The sequence below is a fragment of the Arthrobacter zhaoxinii genome (genome assembly GCF_025244925.1).
Classification (GTDB): domain Bacteria; phylum Actinomycetota; class Actinomycetes; order Actinomycetales; family Micrococcaceae; genus Arthrobacter_B; species Arthrobacter_B zhaoxinii.
The window spans coordinates 1,379,130-1,404,030 of sequence record NZ_CP104275.1; the positions used below are offsets into that span (position 1 = coordinate 1,379,130).

The following is a 24,901-nucleotide window of genomic DNA, read 5'->3' on the forward strand; positions in this document are numbered from 1 at the left end:
AGAATCGGCTAGCGTCCGCGGGTTGCCTTGCGGTCCGGACGGGCGCGGTAGGGGTCGATGCCCTTGGGGATCGGCAGCCGGGTGCCGAGCGCCGAAAGCCGCTTGTTGACGGTGGCGACTTCCTGCTTGGTCAGTGCCTTGGGAAGCTTCTTGGCCGTGGTCGCTACCTTGGACAGCGGAACCTGGCCCTCGCCGCGGCCGGTGTGGATGACCGTGATCGGAACCTTGGGGACGATGCGGTTCATGCGCCGGCGTTCGCCGTCGGCCAGTGCCTTCGCCCGGGAGGGGGAACCTTCGGTGACCAGGACGATGCCGGGGCGGCCGATGGCACGGAAGACGGCTTCCTGGGTGCGCGGGTTCACGGCGACGGGCTGTTCCTCCAGGATCCAGCCGCGGCGCAGCACGCTCAGGGCGGCGCCGGAAGCTCCCGGCTGGCCTTCAATCTGCGTGAAAGCCGCCCGTTCGGCCCGGCGGGAGAGGATGAACACAGCGGCAAGCAGGCCGAGCGGGATGGCGATGATGAGCATCGTGATCCAGTTGTCGATCAGGAAGCCGATCAGCAGGCCCACGGCGATAATGCCGAGGAACGCGCCGAGCATCAGCCATACGACGTTGGGATCGTTGCGCCGGGTCATCTTGAAGACCTGGGCAATCTGCTTCATGCGCCCGTCCTTCTTGGGCTTCTTTTCCCCCTTCGGCTTGCGGGAAAAGACGCCTTTGCGGGCGCTCTGGGATGCGTCTGAATCGGTGCTTTTGGCCATAATGAGTTCATTCTACGTGATGGAAGGCGTGCGGCTATGAAGTGCGTGCGGTTCGGCGGAACCGGTGCGGCTGCAGTGCGGGACGGCGGACGCCGTCGGCGGAGTTATCCGCGGGCGAGGATGGAGGAGGCTTCCTGGAGCGTGCTCCCCGAATCCTCGATGTGTGCCAGCTGCGGGGGCAGCTCGCGGCCCTTGCGGCGCATGGCGCCGGCCCAGAGCCGCCCGGCACGGTACGAGGAGCGCACCAGCGGTCCGCTCATAACGCCCAGGAAGCCCAGTTCCTCGGCTTCGGTGCTGATGTCGACGAATTCCTGCGGCTTGACCCAGCGGTCCACCGGCAGGTGGCGTTCGCTGGGGCGCAGGTACTGGGTGATGGTGATCAGGTCGCACCCGGAGTCCCGCAGGTCCTTCAGTGCTCCGGAGATTTCTTCGCGCGTTTCACCCATGCCGAGAATCAGGTTGGACTTGGTGACCATGCCCATGTTCTGCCCCTGGGTGATGACGTCGAGGGAGCGCTCGTACCGGAACGCCGGCCGGATCCGCTTGAACAGGCGGGGGACCGTTTCGACGTTGTGGGCGAAGACCTCGGGCCGGGCTTCGCAGATGTCGATGATGTGCTCCACCTTCCCGGAAAAGTCGGGGATCAGGATTTCGACGCCGGTGCCGGGGTTGAGCTCGTGGATTTTCCGGATGGTCTCGGCATAGAGCCAGACACCCTCGTCCTCCAGGTCGTCCCGGGCCACGCCGGTGACCGTGGCGTAGCGCAGGTTCATCTGCTGGACCGAGCGTGCCACCTTGGTGGGCTCCATCAGGTCCAGCGGCGAGGGCTTGCCGGTGTCAATCTGGCAGAAGTCGCAGCGTCGGGTGCATTCGGACCCGCCGATGAGGAAGGTTGCCTCGCGGTCCTCCCAGCATTCGAAGATGTTGGGGCAGCCCGCTTCCTCGCAGACCGTGTGCAGGCCTTCCTGCTTCACCTGCTTCTTCAGCTCCACGTATTCAGGGCCGATGTTTACTTTGGCCTTGATCCATTCGGGCTTGCGTTCCACGGGGACGGCGACGTTGCGCTGTTCAATGCGCAGCAGGCGCCGTCCTTCAGGGGTGAGGGTCACAGCAGGGCTCCTTTCGGCCGGCTGCCGGCAGGGATGGCGCCGATGCCGGGGAGGTCCTTCGAGGGGGTGGTGCCGGTCAGGGCCGCCTCGCGGGCGGCAAGTGCGGCTTCAATCCGGGTGACGACGTCGGCCGGGGACACGGTGTCTCCCGTTTCGGTGCTGATCGACGTGGTTCCGGCGTCGGTGATGCCGCAGGCAACGATCTGGCTGTAAGGCGCCAGGTCATTGCTGCAGTTCAGGGAGAATCCGTGCATGGTGACGCCCTGGTGGACGCGGATGCCGACGGCGGCGATCTTGCGGTCCGGAACGCCGAAGGGCTGCCCGTCTCCCCGGACCCAGACGCCGGAGCGCCCTTCAACCCGGACACCGGCAATCCCGTAGTCCCGCAGCACGGAAATGACGGCCGCTTCGAGGGCATCGACATACGCCCTGACGGCGGACGGATCAGCGAGCTTCAGGATGGGATAGCCCACCAGCTGGCCGGGTCCGTGCCACGTCAGTTTTCCGCCGCGGTCCACGTTGATCACCGGGGTGCCGTCGAAAGGACGCTCGTGCGGCTCGGTACGACGCCCTGCGGTATAGACCGGAGTGTGCTCGAGCAGCAGCACCGTGTCCGGTACCTTGCCCTCCAGTACCTGCCGGTGCAGCTGCTGCTGGAGATCCCAGCCTGCTGAATAGTCCACGTAGTGCGGAGCCAGGCCTACGCGGGTGAACTCCAAAGCCATGGCCACTAGCCTAGACCCCCGCAGCTGTAATGTGGACCACACTCCGCGGGGTCCGCCCGGCCGGGTTTTCCTGCCCCGGCCGAGGGGAAATACCCTGTGGATAACCGCCGTGCAGGTCGGGGAGTAGCGAAGACTCTGCTTCCATGGACACGACCCCGCTGCCTGACCCTGATGGAGACCGCCGAGGCGGCATCCCGGTGCCTCCTGCACCGGACGTGCCGGGTTTCCGGGTGGACCGGCTGCTGGGTGTCGGAGGCACTGCCGCGGTCTGGCTAGTCCGGGACTTGGATGGCGCCCCGTTCGCCCTGAAGGTGCCGGTGCGCGGGGCAGACGGGGGAGTAAACACCTTTGAAGCCCGTCGTGAAGTGAATATCCTTTCCCGGTTGGAACATCCGCACCTGCTGCAGGTCCACGCGGTGGTTGAAACGGACCAGGGTACCGGCCTGCTCGGCGGGTATGCCCCGGGCGGCAGCGCTGCGGGCCTCGTTGCAGCCCGGGGACCGGTCCAGCCAGGGGAAGCCGTCAGCATCCTTGTGGGGATAGCCGGTGCCCTGGGTTACCTCCACGCGCGGGGTACGGCCCACGGGGACGTATCGCCCGGGAACATCCTGTTCACTCCCGAGGGCAGGCCGCTGCTGGCTGACTTCGGCTCGGGCCGGCTGCTGGGGGAACCCGGGGCACCGCATCCGGGGACTCCCGGGTTCTCTGCCCCCGAGCGCCGGGACGGAGCGGACGCCGGGCTGGGTGCGGCGTCGGACATCTACTCGCTGGCCGCCGTGGGCTGGTTCTTGCTGACCGGAAGGATTCCCCCGCCCAGCCGTTCCCGGCCCCCGCTGTCGATCCTGGTTCCCGGGGTGGGGAGGGAGCTGCCGGCCCTGCTGGAGGCCGGATTGGCGGAGGATGCCGCCCTGCGTCCCGGTGCCGGTGAATTCGCGGCTGCTGCCTACCGCAGTGTTCCCGCCCTGCCCGTGGACCTGGTGGCTGCCGTTCATCCGGACGTTCATCCCGAACTGCTGACCCGCCGGACAGAATCGGCCGGTTCCGGTGCAGGGGGACGAAAGCGCTGGTGGCGGAGGCCCGGCCGGCGGCGGGGCGGGGCAGGTGCCGCAGGACGGGCAGTGCGGCAGGGCCGGGGACGGAACCGCGGGAGGGAGCGCAGACGGGAGCGGGACCGGGAGCGGGCCCGGACCCGGGAGCAGAGCCTGGACCTGGACCGGGAGCAGAGCCGGGACCGGGACCGGGAGCAGGAGACGGGACAGGGACGGCGACGGCGTGCCGCCGCTCCGCCCCGGGAACGGCGGATTGTGCCGGTTGCCGCCGCCGCCGTGGTTGCCGCGGTCCTGGTACTTGCGGTAATAGCGCTCGCAGCCCCTGAACTCCTGAGTGCCCGCAGTACCGCTCCCGAGGCCCGGAATGGTTCCATTGGCGACTCCACGGGTGCTGCCCGGGACACAACAGCACCTGCCGCACCTGCACCTTCCCCCGGGAATGCGGAGCTGCCCGGGACGGCAGGGAAGAGCGTGGACTCGCTGCTGTCGGAAACCGCAGCCCAGGATCCCGCACAGGCCCTGCCCGCGCTCGCCGAACTGCGGACAAGAGCTTTCACCGGTGCCGACCCTGTGCTGCTCGACCACGTTAACGCTCCGGAGTCAGAAGCACAGCTGGCCGATCAGGAGCAGGTGGGCCGGCTCGCCGCGGACGGACATACCCTGGCCGGGCTGGTCATGACCGTGGACGTGCTGGGGCGCAGCGGGCCGGCACCGCCGGAGGCAGCCCTGCCGCCAGACCCAACTCCGGGGACCGCCGAACTGCGCGTCCGGATGCAGGTTTCCGCCTACACACACATGAACCGCACCGGCGAGGTGCTCCGGCAGGAGCCGGCACAGCAGCAGGAGGTGCTGCTGGTGCTGGTGCGAAATGAGGGCATGTGGCGGATCAGCCGGGTTCTGGCCGCGTCATGAGGCCGGCTGCTCACCGGACATGTCCACGGTGAAAGATAGGATCGAGCCATGAGTCCTACTTCATACCTCCGTTTCCCTGACCTGCACGGGGACCTCCTCACTTTTGTCGCCGAAGATGACGTCTGGATGGCTCCCGTCGGCGGCGGCCGCGCCTGGCGGGTTTCCGCGATGCAGCTGCCCGCCCGAAGCCCGAAGTTCTCCCCGGACGGGAGCCGGCTGGCGTGGCAGGTGGTCCAGGGCGGAGCCCCGGAAATCGTTACGGCCGATGTCGACGGCGGGAACTTCCGGCAGCTGACCTTCTGGGGCAGCCAAAGCACGCGGCTCAAGGGATTCAACTCGGCCGGACACGTCATTGCCACCTGTTCCGTGGAGCAGGAAGACAACCGGCTGCGCTGGGCGTTCGCCGTGCCCCTGGACGGCACCGCACCGGTGAAGCTTCCGTACGGGCCGGTGGAAACCGTCGCCGAAGGACCCGTAGTCGGTGACGAACGCCCGATGGTGATCGGCAGCATGCTCACCCGCGAGCAGGCATGGTGGAAGCGCTACCGCGGCGGAACTGCAGGAAAGCTCTGGATTGACGCGGACGGCAACGGAGAGTTCCTTCGCCTGGTGCCCGAACTGGACGGCAACCTGTCGGACCCGATGTGGATAGACGGCAGGGTGGTTTTCCTTTCGGACCACGAAGGCTACGGCAACCTCTATTCCGTCACTCCCCAGGGTGGGGACCTCCGCCGGCACACGGACTTTGAAGGCTTTTACGTCCGGCATGCGTCCTCCGACGGCAGCCGGATCGTGTTCGAATCGGCAGGACGCATCTGGCTCCTGTCTTCGCTGGACGCCGAAGCGCAGCCGCTGGACATCGTCCTGGGCTCTGCCGGCACAGCCCGCCGCCCGCGTCCCCTGAACGTCGCAAAGCACTTGTCAGCGGTTGTGCCGGACGCCAAGGGAACCGCGAGCGTGGTGGAAACCCACGGAACGCTGCACTGGCTGACCCACCGCGACGGTCCCTCCCGCGTCATTGAAGCCGACTCGGCCGTCCGCAGCCGCCTGGGCAGGCCGCTGGACCGGACCCGCGCCGTGTACGTCGCGGATAAAGACGGTGAAGACGCAATCTATATCAAGGACGTCTTCGCGGACCTCCCCGCAGGGGCGGCAGCCCCGGCGGCCAAGGAGGGAATCTCCCCGGAGAAGCCGGCCGCACCTGCCGGTGAAACCAACGGTCTTGTCCTGCCGAGTCCGGTGTCTGCCTCCGGCGCTGCCGTTCCGGCCCCGCCGGTGAACAGCGACGGAGCCGGCGTTGCCGGGACGGGCGACGCCGGGGTACCCGGCGCAGGCGCGCGGGAGGCTGCCGCAGACGACGCCACTACCGGCGTCGTCCGGGTAGGCTTCGAGCGCCCGACACGCGTGAGCCAGCTGGTCCCCAGCCCGGACGGACAGCGCGTCGGCGTGTCCACGGAATACGGCGAGGTGTTTGTGCTGAACGTGGCCGCGGCAGAACTGTTCCCCGTGGCATCCTCGGGGTTCGGCGCCGTCGACCAGCTGGCCTTCTCACCGGACTCGCAGTGGCTGGCCTGGGCGGAACCGTCCAGCGGCGAAGGGCGGTCCCGGATCCGCCTGCGGTCCGTGCTGGACCCGGCCGCACCGGTCATCGACGTCACCGATGGCCGGTTCACCGACCATGATCCTTCCTTCACCACCGACGGAAGATACCTGGCCTTCCTTTCCGAGCGCAGCTTTGACCCGGTGTATGACACGCACCGGTTCGACCTCAGCTTCCCGTCCTCCACGAAGCCGTTCCTGGTGGCACTGGCCGCCGGAACACCTTCGCCGTTCGGTCCGTCCGCCTCCGGGACGTCCCCGGCCGCAACAGGCGGCGAGGCTGAAAAACCGGACGGAACGGTTGCCCCCGTGCAGGTCGACGCCGAACGGATCGGCGACCGCCTGATCGCGGTCCCCGTCCCGCAGGGGCTTTATGAAAAGCTCCGGACAGCTGAAGGGGCCCTGCTGTGGCAGGCTTCGGACCTTTACGGCGTCACCGGCGACGGCCGGGCATCGGCCACCGACCGGGACCCTGCCTCCCGGCTTGAACGCTTTGATCTGGAGAAGAAGGACGTCTCCGTCCTGGTACCGGCGCTGGACGATTTCGAAGTCAGCGGCGACGGCACCAAGGTAGTGCTGCGCCACGAGGGCAGCGTCCGAACGGTGCCCGCTGCTGCCCGGGTGGAAGAGGACTCCGCCGACAACGTCCGCGTTGACCTTGAGCGCATCCGGGTCCGGATCGACCCCGTGAAGATGTGGGGTCAGGCCTTCGACGAAGCATGGCGCCTGCAGCGGGACTTCTTCTGGGCTCCGGACATGGGCGGGCTGGACTGGGAAGGCGTCCACGCCCGGTACCGCCCGCTGGTGCAGAACCTCGGCAGCCACGACGACCTTGTAGACCTGCTGTGGGAAATGCACGGCGAGCTGGGTACCTCCCATGCCTACGTCACACCCGCTCCGGTCACCGAACAGGGATCCGGGGGCCAGGGTTTCCTCGGCGCCGATCTGCGTCCGGGGGCCGGCGGGTGGGAAGTAATCCGGATTCTCGGGGCAGAGTCCTCCGATCCGCAGGCCACGTCTCCGCTGACCGCCCCCGGCGCCGATGTCCACCCCGGCGACGTCATCGCCGCCGTGGACGGACAGCCGGTTCCCGCTGGGGAAGGACCCGCAGTCCTGCTCGCCGGTGCCGCCGGCCGGACCGTGGAACTGACGGTCGTCACCACGGGCGACGACGGCGTGCCGTCCCAGCGCCGGATCGCCGTCGTTCCGCTGCGCAGCGAGGAACGCCTGCGTTACCAGAACTGGGTCAGCGCCAACCGCCGCATCGTCCGCGAAGCTTCCAACGGCGAGTTCGGCTATCTGCACATTCCGGACATGGTGGCCAACGGCTGGTCGCAGCTGCACCGGGACCTGGACCAGGAGGCGTCCATGGGCGCACTGCTGGTGGACGTCCGGCGGAACCGCGGCGGACACACCTCCCAGCTGGTTGCCGAGCTGCTTGGCCGGAAGGTCACGGCCTGGAGCAGCCCCCGGGCGGGCACTCCCACACCGTACCCGTCGCATGCTCCGCGGGGACCGGTGGTGATCCTCACTGACGAATTCGCCGGTTCCGACGGCGACATCGTCACCCAGGTCTCCAAACTGCGGGGCATCGGCCCGGTGGTCGGCACGCGCACCTGGGGCGGCGTCGTCGGAATCGACGGACGCTTTAACCTGGTGGATGGAACCGCGGTGAACCAGCCGCGGTACGCCTTCTGGTTTACGGGCGGCGTGGGCTGGGACGTGGAAAACCGCGGCGTCGAGCCTGACATTGAGGTGGCTTTCCCGCCGCACGCATACGTTGCCGGTGACGACCCGCAGCTGGAACACGGTGTGGGCATCCTGCGCGAAATGCTGTCAGAGCTGCCTACGGACGAACCGCCGGCGCTTGCCGGGTACCGCAGCCTCCAGCCGGCTCCGTTGCCGCCGCGGCCGCAGGAGCACACGGAAGCCGCGGACCCGTCCTTGCCGGCACCAGTTAGTGCAGGTGCCGGAGCGGACGGAGCGAGCCGGGACAACCGGCACTAGAGGCACCTAGGCTACGGAAACCCCGGTGGAGTGGCCCGGACCGCGCACCAGCGGTTCGGGCCAGTCCGAACGGCGCCCGGTCATGGAGCCCGGCGGGCCGGAGCAGCAGGAAACCCAATTGACGCCGCACAGCGGATCAATGGCCCGCCGGCGTTGAAGCCCGGAAAGGGCCGGAGTAGCCTCAGGATGGGTATTTTCCCCGATTCCCCAAGACATAGCGCCGTATTTTTCGGCGGGGACCCCGGGCGACCCGTGCGCGTGGCCGCAGCCCGCCACGGTGCATGTGCCACCCATCCTCGAAGCAAGGAATGATTGCTCGAATGCGACCACAATACCTGCGCTGGGGCCCCATCGGGCTAGTCGCCCTCGGAGGCGCAGCCGGTGCTGCCAGCCGCGAGGGCCTGTCCCTGGCCATCCCGAACCTCGGTGAAGTGCCGGTGGCGATCCCGATCATCAACGTGGTCGGCGCCTTTCTGCTCGGCTACCTCTACGAGGCAGTCACCCGCCTGGACAGTTCCGGCCCGACCGGCAAGAACCTCAAGCTGCTGCTCGGGACCGGCTTCTGCGGCGGCTTCACTACCTACAGCTCCCTGGCCACCGACACGGCCGTGCTCTTCCGCGACGGGTTTCCCTGGACCGCCATAATCTATGCCCTCGGCACGGTAATTGTCGGTGCCTGCGCCACCTGGGTGGGCATCGCAGCCGCAAGCAGTCTCCACGCCCGTGGCCCGGGCCGGCAGCATAAGCAGGAGGATGCTTCATGACCCCCGGAATTTTCCTGCTGCTGGCGCTGGCCGGCGGGATAGGTGCAACAGCGCGGTTCGTCATCGACGGACTCATCCGCGCCCACCTCAAGACGCGGTTTGCGTGGGCGACGACAATCATCAACGTCTCCGGGTCCCTGGTACTCGGTCTGCTCACCGGCCTCACCATCGAGCACTTCGTGTCGACCGACCTCAGTATCGTGATCGGGACGGGGTTCCTGGGCGGCTACACCACCTTCAGCACCGCCAGCTACGAAACGGTGCAGCTGATCAAGGAGGGCCGCTACGGTGCCTCCTTCATCAGCGGCATCGTTATGCTGGTGCTCTCCGTCGCCGCCGCCGTGATTGGCCTGTGGGTGGGGGCAGCGCTCTGAAAGTCCCGCTTACGTGCGCCTGGCTGCGGGAAGGTAGTGGGCGATCACCAGGAACACCCAGGTGGTGAGGATATACGGCCAGGTGTAGGTGGGAGCTGAAAGATCGTGCATAATCACCGTCACCACCGCCGTCACCACGGTTCCAATCACGGCCAGAACCCATGAGAGCGTGCTGCTGCGGAGGAAAACCACCGCGAGGGCAATCGCGGTGAGCACACCGGAGTAACCGGCCAGGCCGTTCGCCGTCTCAGTGAGGCTTTCGCCCATTGCCAGTGCGCACAGGCTCCCCACCACGCTGCCCAGCAGCCCCGCCAGCCCTACTTTCCAGCTCGCCACGAACAGCCCGAGCAGAATCAGCGCCCCGGACCAGACGTTGTTGATCAGCACCACCTCGGACACATTCGTCAGCAGGGAGCGTGCAAAAGCGAGCGGTTCTGAGTCGATGGTGGCCGACGGCGCCGAGGTCACGTGCAGTGCCTCCGTGCTGAGCAGTATGCCCGTCGCCACGATGCAGAACGGTGCCGTCGTGGACGGCAGGGAGAACACCCTCAGCGGTGTCTTGGTGAACAGCGCAACCACCAGCCATGTCACCGGGGCGCAGAGTAAACCGCCGATCAGGGTGATCGGATATGCCGCCCACTGACCCCCAATGGTGGAGAACGTCGCAGCACCGACGAGAGCGCCGCAAAAGCCTTCCAGGCCCGACGTCACCGATGACGAATCGGCCTTGAGGAGGCGCCCGGCCACCGTGTTTCCCGCACAGCCGATCAGCACGAGCAGGGCAAGACGCCAGTCGACCACAACGAAGGCGGCCAGAATCAGCAGCGCCGTGTAGATATTGCTCTGGAAGAAGATCTGCGAGAGACCCTGGCACCAGCCCTTCAGCCAGCCCGCACCCGAGATGGACGGGTTCGGCGATGCCGCGCTGGCGCTGCTCATATCTGTTCCTTTCGCGGGGCCTCGTCCGGCGGTGTTCCCGGCCCGCCGGGGCCGGCCGCGCCGCCCCCGGCGCCGGCCCCGCCGCTCGCCAGCGCCCATCGCTCCTCCACATGGCCCAACCGCCAGTACGCAGTGGAGGTCAACCAGACCAGTATCAGCGTGGCCACGACAATGTAGCCCACGTTCTCGAGGTCGATGCCGGCTACCCACCCGGTGAGCGGGTCCCGCAGCCCCAGTTTCTCGTTCAGCAACCCGACCAGCTCAATGCCGCCGATCATGACGGCAATCATGACTGAGAGCCCGGTAATGGTGAGGTTGTAGTACAGCTTGCGAACCGCGTTAACGCTTGCCCAGCCATAGGCTTTCACCATCACGGCCGAATCGAGTGTGTCGAACAGGCTCATGCCTGCGGCAAAGATCAGGGGCAGGCAGAGGATGGCGTACCAGGGAAGCCCCGTAGCCGCCCCGGTCCCGGCCAGCACCAACAGGGCAATCTCGCTGGCGGTGTCGAAGCCGAGCCCAAACAAAAAGCCAACGGCATACATCTTCCCCGGGCGGTCGATCGTCCGAAGCATCGGCCGGATGAGGCGGCTGATGAGGCCCCGGCCCTGCAGGTGCCGCTCCAGCTCCAGCTCGTCGAGGTCGCCGTTGCGCGAGGCCCGCCAGACCTTGAGGATTCCGATGAACGCCACGGCATTGATGAGTCCGATGAGCAGCAGGAAGACTCCGGAGACGACCGTGCCGAAGACACCGAGGCCGTTGCGTACCTCGTTGCCGTCATCGCTCAGCCCTACCGCCCAGCTCACCCCGAGCGCCAGCAGCGCCGCCATGAGGAAGACGATGGTGGAGTGCCCCAGGGAGAAGAACAATCCGACCCCGGCGGCCGGCTTGCGCAGGTCCACGAGTTTGCGGGTGGTGTTGTCGATCGCAGCGATGTGGTCGGCATCGAAGGCGTGCCTCACGCCGAGGACGTAGGCCACCACGGCGATGCCAACCCCGAAGACCGAGGAGCCCAGCTGCAGATGCAGCGGTTCGACCAGGAAGAAGAACAGTCCGAAGCCCGCGATGTGCAGCAGCGCGACCGGAATGAAGGCGAGCACCACCTGCGCCCGGTAGGAGCGCCCCGGGCCGACAGCCTTCTCTTGCGTGTTCGCTTGTTCACTCACCGTTAGACCCCTCTCTAGCTCTTCCGAATTGCGGGTGCCCGCTTCCCGGTCAGCAACTCGTGCACCGCCGATGCGGCGGCCGTGTTTGCGGCCGCCACAGCTACGGTGTCGTTGCCCACCAGGCGCATCCACACGCCGGCATCACCGGGTAACGTGCTCACCCCGAAGATCAGGTCACCGCCGCTTTCACCAAGCGCACGATGCAGGGTATCAGCGAGCCGGGCCGCCGGAACAAGGGGTGTGAAGACGTACAGCATGGCGAGCACATCGTGGTTGGCAAGCACGCCGAGCCCGGTGGCGCCGGAGACCGCTCCGTCGGCTCCCGCTCCCGGGCTGAGCCGAACCCGGTCCAGGGCAACCAAACGGCCGTCGGGCCGCCGCACCTCGAGGTCGGAGGCGTACACATCGTAGGCGTGCCGCTCCCCGCGTGCGAGCCTGCCCGCGTACATGGTGTCGCCGAGCAGCAAGGTTGCGGACTCGTCGATCACCACCGATGTCTGCTGGTAATGGCGCGAAGCGGCGAAGGGCACCACTGGCTCGGGCAGGTACTCCACATAGGCGCCTTCTTCGACCGTGATGTTCATCAGCGCGGAGGCGTAGTCATGGTCCATGCGGTAGACCCGGGTCTGGGTCTGAGTGGTGATGTGCGCCGAAGTGCCGGGACCGAAGCTCAAATCGGTGCGCAGCCGGTCTCCCTGCAGAATGCCGCCGCCCGAGGACATGAGGTAGGTGTAGGCCATGTCGGGGCGGAGCGGGTTGAAATAGAGCGGATGCATGATCTGCAACGGTGACTTCTGGTAGTGCTGCACCAGCTCGGTACGGCCCCGGTTGCAGGCGAACCCAAGCTGCAGAATGCCGACTTTGCCCGGGCTGCCGACGGGCAGGTTCCTCCACTCTTCCTCGGTGTGCCGCCGAATTTCCGCAGGCACCCGGCCGGGCTCATAGAACGCCGGCTCGAGTCGGTAGCCGCCCGCGTTGGGTTCTCTCCGTCCGGCGTCGCGGGAAACCGGCGGACGGGGGAGAGGGCTCACGCTCGCGAGACCGCCGGCACCCGTCGCGGTGTTCCCGCCGGGTGCCGGCGCACTTCGCTGTTCCGTCGCTTTGAGGGTCATCCGATGAGCTCGGTTCTGGCACCGTTCCACTGCGACATGATTTGTTGGTGGAGTTCATCGACGCCGAACCCGGTGAGGGAATTGGTCAGCACCACGGGCCGATCCTCGCGTACCCGGTGTGCGTCGGACTCCATCACGTTGAGGTCGGTGCGGACGTACTGCGCGATGTCGATCTTGTTGATCACCAGGATGTCGCTGTCGGTGATGCCGGGACCGCGCTTGCGCGGCATCTTCTCGCCCTCAGCGGTGTCCAGTACGAACACAAAAACATCGGCAAGCGCCGGGGAGAAGGTAAGCGTTAAGTTGTCGCCGCCCGACTCGTAAATGAGCGTGTCGATGTCGGGAAACCGTTCCAGCATCTCCGCGCCGACGGCGAGGTTCATGGTCGGATCGTCGCGCACGGCCGTATGCGGACAGGAGCCGGTCTCGACGCCGATCACCCGCTCCGGGTCGAGGATGCCGGCCAGCTCCCTGCGCACGTGGTGGGCATCCTCCTGGGTATAGATGTCATTGGTGATGACGCCGGGGGTGCGCCCGGCCTCGATCAACAACGGCACCAGCGCTTCCGTCAGCGCCGTCTTGCCGCTGCCCACGGGCCCGCCGATGCCAATCCTCAACACGTTCTCACTCATGAAGTCCTCGTTTCCGGTGGATCTGCTGTTTTCATGTGGGCGCCCATCGGCGCCGTTTCGTTCGTGTCCCGACTGCGTCCTAACTGGCGAACAAGCGTGCCTCGGCCCTCTCATGCTGTGCTGACATGACGTCCGCCATGGGCGCAAAGCCGCCAAGATCCGCGAGATTGCGCTCCAGGGCGGCCTCCGTCACCTGCTCCATGACAGGGGATGTCTGAAGCAGAATGGCCTGCGCCTGCCGGTGGTCTGTCAGCCGCAGGCGAAGGGCGGCCCCGACGAAGCTCGCCGAGAAGGCGAACAGGTCCGATGCAACGGCCTGCCGGGTCGCGACTCCGTTGGCTGCGTACACCACCGCCGCCGCGACCGGCTGGCAGCCGGGCGTGCTACGCCGCCGTACCCGCTCGGCATACTCGGCGAGGAGTCCCTGGTCAATCAATTCGGCCCCCAGATCAATCAGCTGGTGGCCGCTGCGTACGGAGGCGGTGCGCATTTCGGCGTTTAGTTTCGAGGCGAACAGCCGCTGGTCGACCTCCTGCACGAGGCCGACGTCGCCGTGGTCCGCTGCGCGGTGCGCTGCAGCAAGTGCCGTTGCGTCCCCGGGACCGACGGAGTGCAGCAGCAGATCGGCCAGCAGCTGCTGCACTCCGTCGGCAGACACGAGCCACGCCTGCCTGTAGCCCTCGAGCCCGTGCGACATCGTATAGAAGCCGCTGGGAAACGCCGAGTCAGCGAACTGCAGGCTGGTCAGCAACTGGCGTACATCCGACATGCCGTGTCCCTACGCGAGAAAGAACAGCTGGGTCATCGGCAGGGACTGGGCCGGCGGGATGGTGGCCAGCGTGCCGTTGTACGTCACGTCGTATGTCTCCGGGTCCACCTCGATCACAGGCGTCGCGTTGTTGCGGACCATGTGCTCCTTGCCGATGCCGCGGCAGCGTTGCACCGGCAGCACCTGGCTCTCCAGCCCGAGCCGCTCCGGCACGCCCTTGTCGATGGCCGCCTTCGACATGAAGGTCACCCGTGTGCTCTGCAGCGCCTTGCCCTGCGCACCGAACATGGGCCGGTAAAACACGGGCTGCGGGGTGGGCAGCGAGGCATTCGGATCACCCATCAGTGCCCAGTTGATCAAGCCGCCCTTGACGATCAGCCGGGGCTTGGCGCCGAAGGATTGGATCGGCCAAAGCACGATATCGGCGATCTTGCCGGCCTCCAGTGAGCCGATGTAGTCGGACACGCCCTGGGTGATGGCCGGGTTGATCGTGATCTTGGCGAGGAAGCGCAGCACCCGGAAATTATCGTTGTCGCCGCTCTCCTCCGGCAGCGCGCCGCGCTGGTCCTTGCAGTGGTGGGCGATCTGGAAGGTGCGCATAAACGATTCGCCGATGCGACCCATTGCCTGGGAGTCGGACGAGACCATCGAAATGATCCCTTCATCGTGGAAAACCGTCTCCGCGGAGATCGTCTCGGCCCGCACCCGGGAATCCGCGAAGGCGACGTCTTCGGGGACGTCGTGGGAGAGGTGGTGGCAGACCATCACCATGTCGAGCAGCTCATCCACCGAATTGACGGTGTAGGGCAGGGTCGGGTTCGTCGAGGACGGGAGCACGTTCGGGTGGCCGGCCACCTTGATGATGTCCGGGGCATGGCCGCCGCCGGCACCCTCGGTGTGGAAGGTGTGGATGGTGCGGCCGTCGATGGCGTCAAGGGTGTCCTCCACATAGCCGGCCTCGTTGAGGCTGTCTGTATGCACCGAGATCTGCACATCATAGTCATCGGCCACGGAGAGTGCGTTGCTGAGCGCAGCCGGCGTCGTGCCGTAGTCCTCGTGTACCTTGAGTCCGCATGCGCCGGCCTCGACCTGTTCTATCAGGGCATCGGGCAGCGAGCCGTTCCCCTTGCCGAGGAAGCCCATGTTGACCGGCATCCCTTCGGCCGATTCCAGCAGTCGGGCGAGATTCCAGACGCCGGGAGTCGTGGTGACGCCGTTGGTGCCGTCGGTGGGTCCCGTGCCGCCGCCGAAGAGGGTCGTGATGCCGTTGGAGAGGGCGGCCAGTGCCTGTTCCGGCGAAATATAGTGCACGTGTGAGTCGATGCCGCCGGGGGTGGCGATGAAGTGCTCGCCGGCCAGCAGCTCGGTCCCGGGGCCAACCACCAGGCGCGGATCGACTCCGCTCTGGGTGTGCGGGTTGCCGGACTTGCCGATACCGGCGATCTTGCCGTCACGCACACCGATGTCGCCCTTAATGACACCCAGCACCGGGTCCAGGATGATTGCGTTGGTGATCACCAGGTCAAGCACGCCTTCAGCGGAAGTTGCCTGGGGATCGGCCGCCATGCCGTCACGTGCGGTCTTGCCGCCGCCGTAGACCACCTCGTCACCGTAATGGCCCTCGTTGTAATCCTTCTCGATCTCGATCACCAGATTGGAATCGGCCAGGTGGACCCGGTCGCCGGTGGTCGGACCAAAGAGGTCGGTATACTGCTTGCGCGAGATTTTCGCCATCACTGCTTCCCCTCTTCTGGGCGGCCCGTTTGTGCTGCAGGGCCCGCGTTGTTTGCACTGGGTTTGGAGCCCGGTTTCCCGTCGGAAAATCCGAGCTCCTTCATCCGCGCCATGGCCCGGATCTTCGTTGCCGCAGAGTCGAGCCCGCCGTCGACGAGGTTGTTGAAGCCAATGACCCGCCGGTTTCCGGCGTACGCGGTGAGGGTCACCTCGCGGGTGTCACCTGCTTCGAAGCGGATTCCGGTACCTGCCGGCACATCGAGGTGCATGCCGTAGGCCAGTTCGCGTTCGAACAAAAGCGCCTTGTTGGTCTCGAAAAAGTGAAAATGCGAGCCGACCTGCACGGCCCGGTCGCCGGTGTTGCTCACCAGCAGGGTGACGCTCGGCCTGCCGGCGTTGATCTCGATCTCTTCTTCGCGGTGGTGGTAGGTAGGGCTGCCCAGCATGGTTGTTCCTTCCCTTGCGGCGCAGCGTCGCTGCACGCGGTGTTCCGATCAACTCAAGGTGATCGGCGTTGGGTGGGGATGGGTGTGGCCGTCGGCCGCCCCGTGGTTGTGGGGATGGCCGCTGTCCGCGTCAAAGGCGTGTGAGTGCGCGTAACCGTGACCGTGATCCGCCTGCAGTCCGGCGTCAATACCGGTGGAGCCGTGGCCGAGGTTGTGCAGTGCGTCGCGAACACGCTCGCCGATAACGCGAAGCACCGCCTGCTCGCTCAGCAGTGCACCGTAGAACCGGGCCTCGGCGAAACCTCCCTCGCCGAAGGGCACCGCTTCACCGTGCACGGTGGGCACCCGCCGAAATCCTGCGGGAACAACCACCGTCTCCGTGCTGCCGAGAAGACCCAGCCTCCGTACGGCCTCCAGGAGTGCCTCCGCGTCGGTGACGGCGGCAACCTCCACCAGGTTGCCCGCCCCGTGCGTGCGCACCAGATGCGCGATGCGGTAGAGCTCCGCATCATCGAAGGGATTGCCTGCGTCCGCGACGATCAGCACTGCCGCCTCCGGGGCCAGCCTGCGCACCTCCACGGCGGCGGCCCGAAGCCACGCCGTGAGATGGTCGGGGGTGCCGAATTGGTCCGCCAGGGCCAGCGGGGCCGGGGCGGCACCGTGCGGGACGGCCCCTGCTTCCAGCCAGCGGAGCGTCTTCGCCGTGTCCGCGACGAGGGTCGGGTTACGGCCGAAGGTCATCGGCAGCACGACGACGGGTGCCGTGTCCGCTCCGTCGGCAGTGTCCTGGCGCAGCCGCGTGAGGACATTGTGCAGAGGTCGGCCGGCGGGAGTAACGAGGGCGTCCGGAAAGGAAGCCGTGACGAATGAAAGATCCGTCCCGTTGCCGCTCTCATGTCCTCCGACCAGCACCACCGTTGCACGCGGCTCGGTGGGCCAGGTCAAGTCACACCCCGATGGGATCGTGACAGGAGACGAGCTTGCTGCCGTCGACGAAGGTCGCCTCGATCTGCAGGAGGGGCAGCCGCTCACGGACGCCGTCCATACACTGGCTTTCAGAGACAATGGTCTTACCGAGTTCCATCACCTCTGCGACGGTCCGGCCGTCGCGGGCACCCTCCAGGATCGCCTCGCAGATGAGGGCGGTGGCCTCGCTGACATTGAGCTTGGTGCCCCGCTCGCGCCGCTTACGGGCCAAATCCGCCACTTGGTATACGTAAAGCTTGTCTATTTCCTTGGGAGTGAGGTTCATACCTTCACCTTCAGACGCAGTTGCGATCATATCTGGCCCGCTTGCCCGGCGCACCGGCCTGGCTCGCTTACAGAAAACCGTACGCGCACGTACCAGCAACGACCACCCGTTCCCGGCCATCTACGCCCGTGCCCGGGAAAATGGGGACCGGCCTGTCCAGCAGCACAGAGGGCCCCTGTTCCGAACGGAACAGGGGCCCTCTGTGCTGCTGGGAGCGGGCTGCTAGGACTCCAGCGTGGCGTCCATGGTGATTTCGATGCCGGTCAGTGCCTGCGAGACCGGGCAGCCGGTCTTCGCCGACTCGGCAATGTCGTCAAACTGCTCCGCCGTCAGGCCGGGAACGACGGCGGTGACCTTGAGGTGGCTGCCGGTGATGCCCGTGCCCGGAACGAAGGTCACGTCTGCGGATGTGGAGATCCGCTCTGCCGTCTTGCCTGCCTCGGCAAGCGCGTTGCTGAAAGCCATGGAGAAGCAGGCCGAGTGGGCCGCGGCAATAAGTTCCTCAGGGCTGGTCTTCCCGTTGGCCTCCTCGGCGCGGGCCTTCCACGTAACGTCGTAGGTTCCAAGGCCGGAGGAGTCGAGGGTGACGTCTCCCTTGCCGTTGAAGAGGTCGCCGTTCCAGACGGTGTGGGCTGAACGGACTGTAGCCATGGGGGTCTCCTTAAAACAGTGATGGGACGGGGCCGGCAACAAGCCGGCGCACCATCCCATCCTATTTCCGCTGTTGTGCGGACTACCACATAGTGGCTACGGCAATGTTGATAACCGCGAGGATACCCACACCGTTCGCCAGTGCCGGGGAGACCTTTTCGTCCTTCTTGTAGCGGCGCTGTCCGATGAAGGCCAGCACGGCAATCACCAGGGTGATCAGCAGCTTGATGCCGACCTTCATGTGGTTGACGTCGCCGTCGCCCATTTCATTGACGGCCACCAGCGCCAGGCCGGTGACCAGCTGCAGCAGGGCACCGTGGAACTGGCCGGGCAGTACCGTCGGATTCTTGATTCGGGCAATCCAGAGGCCGACGATGATGGCTGCACCCAGGATGTGCAGGAAAACGAGGAAGTTGTGAAGGAAGTCCATACTCCGAGTTTATCGACTCGCAGTCAGTAACCCGCCGGAAACCGGGGGTTGTGCGGTAACTTTTCTACAACTTGTAGAGAAACTTCCGCCGGGCTGCCGCCGGTTAAAGACGCAGTGCGCCCTCCCGGTAACGGGAGAGCGCACTGCCTAAGCGGAACCGGAACTAGAGCCCCAGGTCTGCCTCGAAGTTGCCTTCTTCCAGACGTGCCTTCAGCGTCTGCAGGAAGCGGCCTGCATCGGCGCCGTCCACCAGGCGGTGGTCGTACGTCAGGGAGAGGTACATCATCGAACGGATGGCAATGTTGTCATTGCCCTCGGCGTCGGTGACCACCATGGGACGCTTGACGATCGCGCCCGTGCCCAGGATGCCGACCTGCGGCTGGTTGATGATCGGGGTGTCGAAGAGGGCTCCGACGCTGCCGATGTTCGTGATGGTGAACGTGCCGCCGGAGAGCTCGTCGGGGCCGATCTTGTTGTTGCGCGTGCGGCTGCCGACGTCGGCGATCTTCTTGGCCAGGCCGGTGATGTTCAGGTCACCGGCGTCGTTGATGACCGGAACCAGCAGGCCCTTCTCGGTGTCCACGGCAATCGCGAGGTGCTCGGCGTCGTGGTACGTGATTTCCTGCGTCTCGTTGTTGTACGAGGCGTTGAGGACCGGGTGCTGCTTCAGGCCCTCGACCACTGCCTTGGCAATGAACGGCAGGAAGGTGAGCTTCGCGCCATTCTGCTGCTGGAAGTTGTTCTTGGCCTTCTGGCGGAGCGCCGCAATGCGGGTCATGTCGACCTCGTGCACCTGCGTCAGCTGTGCCGACTCCTCCAGGGATTCACGCATGCGGCGTGCAATCGTCTGGCGGATGCGGGGGGCCTTCACCGTGGTGCCGCGGAGCTTGGCGCTGGCTTCGCTGATCTGCGCCGGTGCTGCCTTTTCAGAGGCGGCGGGGGCGGCAGGAGCTGAAGCAGCCGGCTGGGAGGACGCAGCCTTCTTGGCCTCTGCGGCCTCGAGGACGTCCTGCTTGCGGATGCGGCCGGCGACGCCGGAGCCCTTGATGCCGGCGAGGTCGACACCGTGCTGGTTGGCGAGCTTGCGCACCAGCGGCGTTACGTAGGTGCCGCCGTCGTTGGAAGCGCTGGGCGCTTCCTGCTTCGGAGCTTCCTGCTTGGGAGCCTCGGCCTTGGGGGCTTCCTGCTTCGGAGCCTCCTGCTTGGGGGCTTCCTTCTTCTCCGGCTCAACGGCCGGCGCTTCGCGCTCGTCCTTGGAGGCGGCCGCTACGGGCTCGGCTCCCTTGGGCTCGGCCTTGGCGGGGGCAGCCGCACCGGAACCGATGACGGCCAGGACGGAACCGACCTCAGCCGTGTCGTCTTCGTTGACCCGGATTTCCAGCAGCTTGCCGGCTACCGGGGAGGGGATCTCGGTGTCGACCTTGTCGGTGGAAACCTCGAGCAGCGGCTCGTCCATTTCGACGTCGTCGCCCACGGCCTTGAGCCAGCGGGTGACGGTGCCTTCGGTGACCGACTCGCCGAGGGCGGGGAGGGTGACCTCGGTGCCCTCACCGGAGCCGGAATCGGAGGCGGGAGCTTCTTCAGCGGCCGGAGCCTCTTCAGCCGCGGGAGCGGGAGCTTCTTCGGCAGCTTCCTGTGCCGGAGCTTCCTGGTTGGCGGCGCTGCCGCCGTCGTCCTTCTGCTCGCCGGAACCGGAGCCGTCACCGATGCGTACGAGCGCAGCGCCGACCTCGGCGGTTTCGTCTTCGGTTACGAGGATTTCCTCGATCACGCCGGCAACGGGGGAGGGGATTTCCGTATCGACCTTGTCGGTGGATACCTCGAGCAGCGGCTCGTCGACCTCGACGCGGTCGCCCACGTTCTTCAGCCAGCGGGTGACGGTGCCTTCGGTGACGGACTCGCCGAGGGCTGGTAAGTTCACGGTTTCAGACATATTGTCCCCGTTTCTCCTTGATAGATCTTTTTTGTGACCAGCCGTGCCGCTGGTGCTGGTGATGATTTCCCCCGGGCCGCAGCCGCAAGGCGGGATGCGGCCCGGGGGAGTGAATCTCAGGTGCTAACCGTGAAGGGGCTTGCCGGCAAGTGCCATAGCGGCTTCGCCGATCGCCTCGTTCTGCGTCGGGTGGCCGTGGATCAGGCTGGCAATATCCTCAGGGTACGCCTCCCAGTTGACGATCAGCTGGGCTTCACCGATCTGCTCGCCGATACGGCCGCCGATCATGTGCACACCCACGATGGGGCCGTCCTTCTCGCGGACCATCTTGATGAGGCCGGAGGAACCGAGGATGGAGGTCTTGCCGTTGCCGGCCAGGTTGTATTCCTGGACCTGGACGTTCTCGGCGCCCAGCTTGTCCTTGGCCTTGGCTTCGGTCAGGCCGACGGAGGCGATTTCCGGCTCGCAGTAGGTGACCTTGGGGATGTTGACGTCGTCAACCACAACGGGCTTCAGGCCGGCGATTTCTTCGGCAACGAAGATGCCCTGCTGGAAACCGCGGTGGGCCAGCTGCAGGCCGGGAACAATGTCGCCCACGGCGTAGATGTTGCCGACGCCGGTGTGCAGGCGGTCGTTGGTGATGACGAAGCCGCGGTCCATGGTCAGGCCGGCTTCTTCGTAGCCCAGGTTGGCGGTGACGGGGCCGCGGCCCACGGCGACGAGCAGCAGGTCGGCTTCGAAGGTCTTTCCGTCGGCCAGCGTGACGACGACGCCGTCGTCGTTCTGCTGGACGTTGTCGAAGAAGATGCCGGTGCTGAACTTGATGCCGCGCTTCTTGTACGCGCGCTCCAGCTGCTTAATGATGGCTGCGTCTTCGTTGGGGACCAGGGAGGGCAGGCCCTCGACGATGGTGACGTCCACGCCGAAGGAGTTCCAGACCGAGGCGAATTCGACGCCGATGACGCCGCCGCCGAGGATGACCGCGCTCTTGGGCACGGTGTCCATCTTCAGGGCCTGGTCGGAGGTGATGACCTTGCCGCCGATTTCCAGGCCCGGCAGTGAACGGGAGTAGGAGCCGGTGGCCAGGATGATGTTCTTGCCGGTGTAGGTCTCGCCGTTGACCTCGATGGTCTTCTCGCTGGTGAGCTTGCCTTCGCCCTCGATGACGGTGATGCCCTTGGACTTGATCAGGCCCTGCAGGCCGCGGAACTTGCCCGCAATGATGTTGTCCTTGTAGGCGTTCACGGCAGTCATGTCGATGGAGTCGAAGGTGGCGTTGATGCCGTACTTCGAGGCCGTCTTGGCATTCTCTGCGATTTCCGCGGAGTGCAGGAGCGCCTTGGTGGGGATGCAGCCGTTGTGCAGGCAGGTCCCGCCCAGCTTCCCCTTTTCAATCAGACCTACGGAGAATCCCAGCTCCACGGAGCGCAGTGCCGCGGCGTAGCCGCCGCTGCCTCCGCCGAGGATCAGGATGTCGAACTCTTGCGCAGCTGCCTTATCGGCCACTTGGACGCTCCCTCGCGTTTTCGTTGGACGCGCCCATGCGCGCCGGTGAGTTATTGGGCGTTTGTGATCAGTCCTCACCCTATCGCCCCCCACCACCGGCATCCACTTGAACACAGGCGGTAGGGGGCGAAGTGTAATGAGAAACACCTGCCACAAGCGTCAGTTCCGTTTCACGGAACCGTTTTGGATGCTATGAGGCGCGCGCCACGACGTCTTCGGCGTAGGCCACCAGCGTACGGACGGCGACGCCGGTGCCTTCCTTGGGCGTGTAGCCGTAGGGGGAGCCGTCGTTGAAGGCCGGCCCGGCAATGTCCAGGTGTGCCCACGGGATCTTGGTGCCGTTGATTTCGCCGACGAATTCCTGCAGGAAGGTGGCAGCGGTCATCATGCCGCCGAAACGCTCGCCGTGGTTGGCGATGTCGGCCACCTGGGAATCCAGGCTGGCCCGCAGCTCCTCGGGAATCGGCATCGGCCAGAACAGCTCGCCGGCGCGGTCCGCTGCCGCCTTCACGGCATCCCGGACTCCTTCTTCACCCATGACGGCGGACACGCGGTTGCCGAGGGCGATCATCTGGGCGCCGGTCAGGGTAGCGACGTCGATGATGACGTCGGGGGCTTCCTCGCTGGCGGCGACCAGGCCGTCAGCCATGACCAGCCGGCCTTCGGCGTCGGTGTTCAGGACCTCAACCGTGCGGCCGCCGTAGGTGGTCATCACGTCGGAGGGGCGCTGGGCGGTGCCGGAGGGCATGTTCTCGGCAATGCACAGCCAGGACGTCACCTTGACGGGCAGGCCCAGTTCCGCGATGGCGAGCAGGGCGTTCAGGACGACGGCGGCGCCGCCCATGTCCGATTTCATGGCCTGCATGCCGGCAGCGGGCTTCAGGGACAGTCCGCCGGAATCAAAGGTGATGCCCTTGCCGACGAGGGCCAGCGTGGCCTTGGGACGCGCCGGCGCGTATTCAAGCTTGACCAGGCGCGGGGGGCGGGCCGAGCCCTTGCCCACACCGAGGATCCCGCCGAAGCCTTCGCGCTCGAGCTTCTTCTCATCCATGACGGTGACCTTCACGGGCAGCGCCTTGGCCAGGTCCTTGGCGGCGGCTGCGAAGGTCTCCGGGTACAGGTGGCTCGGCGGCTGGTTGACCAGGGTACGGGTCGCATTAACGGCCCGGCCGAGAATGCGGGCGCGCTCGAGGGCGGGCTTCAGGGCCTTCTCGTCGGCGGCTGCAGTAATAACGGTGATCTCGGAGACCGGGGCGGGAACCTTGCCGGCGGTCGCGGCGCTGCGGTGTTCGGTGAAGCTATAGGCGCCGAGCAGGGCACCCTCGGCGACGGCGGCGGCGTCGGCCACGGTGCCGGCCGGCAGTGCCAGGGCGACCGATGCGGTGCCGGCGATCTGGCGGACGGCCGATCCGGCGGCGCGGCGCAGGGCTTCCTCGGTCAGGGCGACCCCGGCCGAAACCTTGCCCAGGCCGGTAAGGACCAGCATGTCGGCGTCGGCCTCGGGCAGGCCCGGCAGGCGGTGGACTTCATCGGCGGCACCTGTGACGCCGAGCAGCGGCAGCGAAGCAGCCAGGGCAGCAGAGGCCTTGGGCGAAAGCGGGCTTTCGACGAGGACGGGACCGTCGGGGGTCTGGCCGACGCCGATCACGAGGGCGCTGGCGGCAACCTTCCGCCCGTCCCTGGATACTGCCGACAGGCTGGGTTCACTGGCTTTGTTCACGAAGCTGCTTCCTCACGTTTCTGTGTTGCTTTGCGCTTATTCCACCGATCGTAGTCTGAAGAACGCCCGCACGCCGCAACGTTGCGCCCGGTCCTGCATCCGCCGGGCCCCTTCGTGCCCGGCCCCGGAATGAAACACACGTGTCCGGGCGTTTACCCTTGAAGAAGGGCACAGCAGCGGTCAGCAGCAGCCGAACACCGGCGGACACCGTCCTGTGCCGAGAGCGCACGTGAGTTCCCGGAAGGGGTAAGACATGCTTGATCCGTTGACCCTGTTTAATCTGAATCCTGAGGTCGCGGAATCCGGGGACCTGTCCGGCCTGAAGCTCCTTGCCGGTTTCACCGGCTTTGCCGAAGCCGGCCACGTGGTCAGCCAGATCCGGGATGAGCTCTTCGATGCCCTCGACCATGACCTGGTGGCCACGTTCGACGCGGACCAGCTGATTGACTACCGCACCCGCCGGCCGCAGATTTCCTTTATCGAGGACCACCTCAGCGACTACGAGCCGCCGCGGCTCGAACTGCACCGGATGTACGACGGGCTGGGGGAGCCGTTCCTGTTCCTGACGGGCTTTGAACCCGACCTGCAGTGGGAGCGCTTCACGGCGGCCGTGCTGCACCTGGTGAAGGCCTTCGACGTTTCCCTGGTCTGCTGGGTCCACTCGATTCCCATGCCTGTCCCGCACACCCGGCCCATCGGCGTGACGACGCACGGCAACCGGCCCGACCTGGTGGAGGGGATCAGTTCCTGGACCCCGATCGCCCAGGTCCAGGCCGCCGTCGGTCACGTCCTGGAGGTGCGGCTCGTGGAGGCCGGGGTCGACGTCGTCGGTCACGTGGTGCACGTACCGCACTACCTGGCCGAGGCTGAGTTCCCGCCCGCCGCCGTCGCCGGACTCGAGTACCTCGGTGCCGCAGCGTCACTGGTGCTGCCGACCGACCGGCTGCGTGAAGCGGGCCGCGACGTGGAGCGCCAGATCACCGAACAGGTGGACGCTTCCGCAGAGGTCAAGGGCGTCGTGACCACGCTGGAGAAGCGTTACGACCAATACACCGAAAGCACAGTCCGGCGTTCCCTGCTGGTCAAGGGCAACGACGAACTCGCGGATGCCGAGGAAATCGGCGCCGCGGTGGAGGCCTACCTGGCCAGCCCGCAGGCCGAAGAGGAATCCGAGGCACTGTGGCCGGAAACCCAGCAGGCAGCCGGGCCCGACAGCAGCGAACCGAGCGAAAACGCGGATCAGGAGAATGCACCACATGCCACCGAGGGCACGGCTGAGGGCCACGGCAGCGACGACGGGAACGAACGGCC

General features: G+C 66.4%; 21 protein-coding genes and 1 pseudogene. 5 read left to right on the plus strand and 17 right to left on the minus strand.

All coding sequences use genetic code 11. The annotated features are described in order from the left end of the window. Nucleotides 1–8: 8 nt before the first annotated feature. The 3 genes from N2K95_RS06400 to lipB form a co-directional block, all read right to left on the minus strand. On the minus strand, nucleotides 9–761 hold the full coding sequence (locus tag N2K95_RS06400; protein WP_255792699.1) for a DUF4191 domain-containing protein: 753 nt from the start codon (nucleotides 759–761) through the stop codon (nucleotides 9–11). A gap of 104 nt (nucleotides 762–865) precedes the next feature. Further along, nucleotides 866–1,870: a lipoyl synthase gene (gene lipA, locus N2K95_RS06405; RefSeq protein WP_260653382.1), complete on the minus strand. Its 1,005-nt coding sequence runs from the start codon at nucleotides 1,868–1,870 to the stop codon at nucleotides 866–868. Then, nucleotides 1,867–2,595: a lipoyl(octanoyl) transferase LipB gene (lipB, locus tag N2K95_RS06410; protein WP_260653383.1), complete on the minus strand. Its 729-nt coding sequence runs from the start codon at nucleotides 2,593–2,595 to the stop codon at nucleotides 1,867–1,869. Before lipB ends, lipA begins: the two co-directional genes overlap by 4 nt. A gap of 143 nt (nucleotides 2,596–2,738) precedes the next feature. Here lipB and N2K95_RS06415 point away from each other — a divergent pair, with 143 nt between their 5' ends. From N2K95_RS06415 to crcB, 4 genes are all read left to right on the plus strand, one after another. Then, nucleotides 2,739–4,556 carry a serine/threonine-protein kinase gene (locus N2K95_RS06415; RefSeq protein WP_260653384.1) on the plus strand — a complete coding sequence of 606 codons (1,818 nt, stop codon included), beginning with the start codon at nucleotides 2,739–2,741 and terminating at the stop codon, nucleotides 4,554–4,556. Between the two features lie 48 nt (nucleotides 4,557–4,604). Next, nucleotides 4,605–8,162 carry a S41 family peptidase gene (locus tag N2K95_RS06420; RefSeq protein ID WP_260653385.1) on the plus strand — a complete coding sequence of 1,186 codons (3,558 nt, stop codon included), beginning with the start codon at nucleotides 4,605–4,607 and terminating at the stop codon, nucleotides 8,160–8,162. Nucleotides 8,163–8,482: 320 nt separating this feature from the next. Next, nucleotides 8,483–8,926 (plus strand): fluoride efflux transporter FluC, encoded by a 444-nt coding sequence (locus N2K95_RS06425; protein WP_260653386.1) that lies wholly within the window; start codon nucleotides 8,483–8,485, stop codon nucleotides 8,924–8,926. Continuing rightward, a complete protein-coding gene (gene crcB / locus N2K95_RS06430) occupies nucleotides 8,923–9,300 on the plus strand; it encodes a fluoride efflux transporter CrcB (protein ID WP_260653387.1) in 378 nt (125 codons plus the stop codon). Before N2K95_RS06425 ends, crcB begins: the two co-directional genes overlap by 4 nt. Nucleotides 9,301–9,309: 9 nt before the next feature. On the opposite strand, the gene N2K95_RS06435 is transcribed toward crcB, so the two are convergent. The 14 genes from N2K95_RS06435 to N2K95_RS06500 form a co-directional block, all read right to left on the minus strand. Then, the gene (locus N2K95_RS06435; protein ID WP_260653388.1) at nucleotides 9,310–10,239 is read right to left on the minus strand and encodes an urea transporter; all 930 of its coding nucleotides are present in this window, start codon (nucleotides 10,237–10,239) and stop codon (nucleotides 9,310–9,312) included. After that, nucleotides 10,236–11,405: a HoxN/HupN/NixA family nickel/cobalt transporter gene (locus tag N2K95_RS06440; protein WP_260653389.1), complete on the minus strand. Its 1,170-nt coding sequence runs from the start codon at nucleotides 11,403–11,405 to the stop codon at nucleotides 10,236–10,238. The genes N2K95_RS06435 and N2K95_RS06440 overlap by 4 nt, the downstream gene beginning before the upstream one ends. A gap of 14 nt (nucleotides 11,406–11,419) precedes the next feature. After that, nucleotides 11,420–12,436 (minus strand): urease accessory protein UreD, encoded by a 1,017-nt coding sequence (locus N2K95_RS06445; RefSeq protein WP_260653390.1) that lies wholly within the window; start codon nucleotides 12,434–12,436, stop codon nucleotides 11,420–11,422. A 77-nt stretch (nucleotides 12,437–12,513) separates the two neighbouring features. Beyond that, nucleotides 12,514–13,149, minus strand: coding sequence for an urease accessory protein UreG (gene ureG / locus N2K95_RS06450; protein ID WP_260653391.1), 636 nt, complete (start codon nucleotides 13,147–13,149; stop codon nucleotides 12,514–12,516). A gap of 79 nt (nucleotides 13,150–13,228) precedes the next feature. Beyond that, a complete protein-coding gene (locus tag N2K95_RS06455) occupies nucleotides 13,229–13,807 on the minus strand; it encodes an urease accessory protein UreF (protein ID WP_260653392.1) in 579 nt (192 codons plus the stop codon). 120 nt (nucleotides 13,808–13,927) lie between these two features. Continuing rightward, nucleotides 13,928–15,652, minus strand: coding sequence for an urease subunit alpha (ureC, locus tag N2K95_RS06460; protein ID WP_260653393.1), 1,725 nt, complete (start codon nucleotides 15,650–15,652; stop codon nucleotides 13,928–13,930). Then, on the minus strand, nucleotides 15,652–16,098 hold the full coding sequence (locus N2K95_RS06465; protein ID WP_260653394.1) for an urease subunit beta: 447 nt from the start codon (nucleotides 16,096–16,098) through the stop codon (nucleotides 15,652–15,654). Before N2K95_RS06465 ends, ureC begins: the two co-directional genes overlap by 1 nt. Nucleotides 16,099–16,146: 48 nt before the next feature. Continuing rightward, nucleotides 16,147–17,043 (minus strand): hypothetical protein, encoded by an 897-nt coding sequence (locus N2K95_RS06470; protein ID WP_260653395.1) that lies wholly within the window; start codon nucleotides 17,041–17,043, stop codon nucleotides 16,147–16,149. A gap of 1 nt (nucleotide 17,044) precedes the next feature. Then, entirely contained in the window at nucleotides 17,045–17,350 is a 306-nt protein-coding gene (locus tag N2K95_RS06475) for an urease subunit gamma (protein WP_227922507.1), read from the minus strand. A gap of 222 nt (nucleotides 17,351–17,572) precedes the next feature. After that, nucleotides 17,573–18,001, minus strand: coding sequence for an OsmC family protein (locus N2K95_RS06480; protein ID WP_255792688.1), 429 nt, complete (start codon nucleotides 17,999–18,001; stop codon nucleotides 17,573–17,575). Nucleotides 18,002–18,083: 82 nt separating this feature from the next. After that, the gene (locus N2K95_RS06485) at nucleotides 18,084–18,431 is read right to left on the minus strand and encodes a hypothetical protein (protein WP_255792687.1); all 348 of its coding nucleotides are present in this window, start codon (nucleotides 18,429–18,431) and stop codon (nucleotides 18,084–18,086) included. Between the two features lie 163 nt (nucleotides 18,432–18,594). After that, nucleotides 18,595–20,364, minus strand: coding sequence for a 2-oxoglutarate dehydrogenase, E2 component, dihydrolipoamide succinyltransferase (sucB, locus tag N2K95_RS06490; RefSeq protein ID WP_260653396.1), 1,770 nt, complete (start codon nucleotides 20,362–20,364; stop codon nucleotides 18,595–18,597). 123 nt (nucleotides 20,365–20,487) lie between these two features. Next, entirely contained in the window at nucleotides 20,488–21,870 is a 1,383-nt protein-coding gene (gene lpdA, locus N2K95_RS06495; RefSeq protein WP_255792684.1) for a dihydrolipoyl dehydrogenase, read from the minus strand. Between the two features lie 190 nt (nucleotides 21,871–22,060). Then, the gene (locus tag N2K95_RS06500) at nucleotides 22,061–23,590 is read right to left on the minus strand and encodes a leucyl aminopeptidase (protein ID WP_260653397.1); all 1,530 of its coding nucleotides are present in this window, start codon (nucleotides 23,588–23,590) and stop codon (nucleotides 22,061–22,063) included. Between the two features lie 253 nt (nucleotides 23,591–23,843). On the opposite strand from N2K95_RS06500, the pseudogene N2K95_RS06505 reads away from it, so the two are divergent. Next, nucleotides 23,844–24,737: pseudogene (locus N2K95_RS06505) on the plus strand (proteasome assembly chaperone family protein); the annotation flags it as partial. Nucleotides 24,738–24,901: the final 164 nt, after the last annotated feature.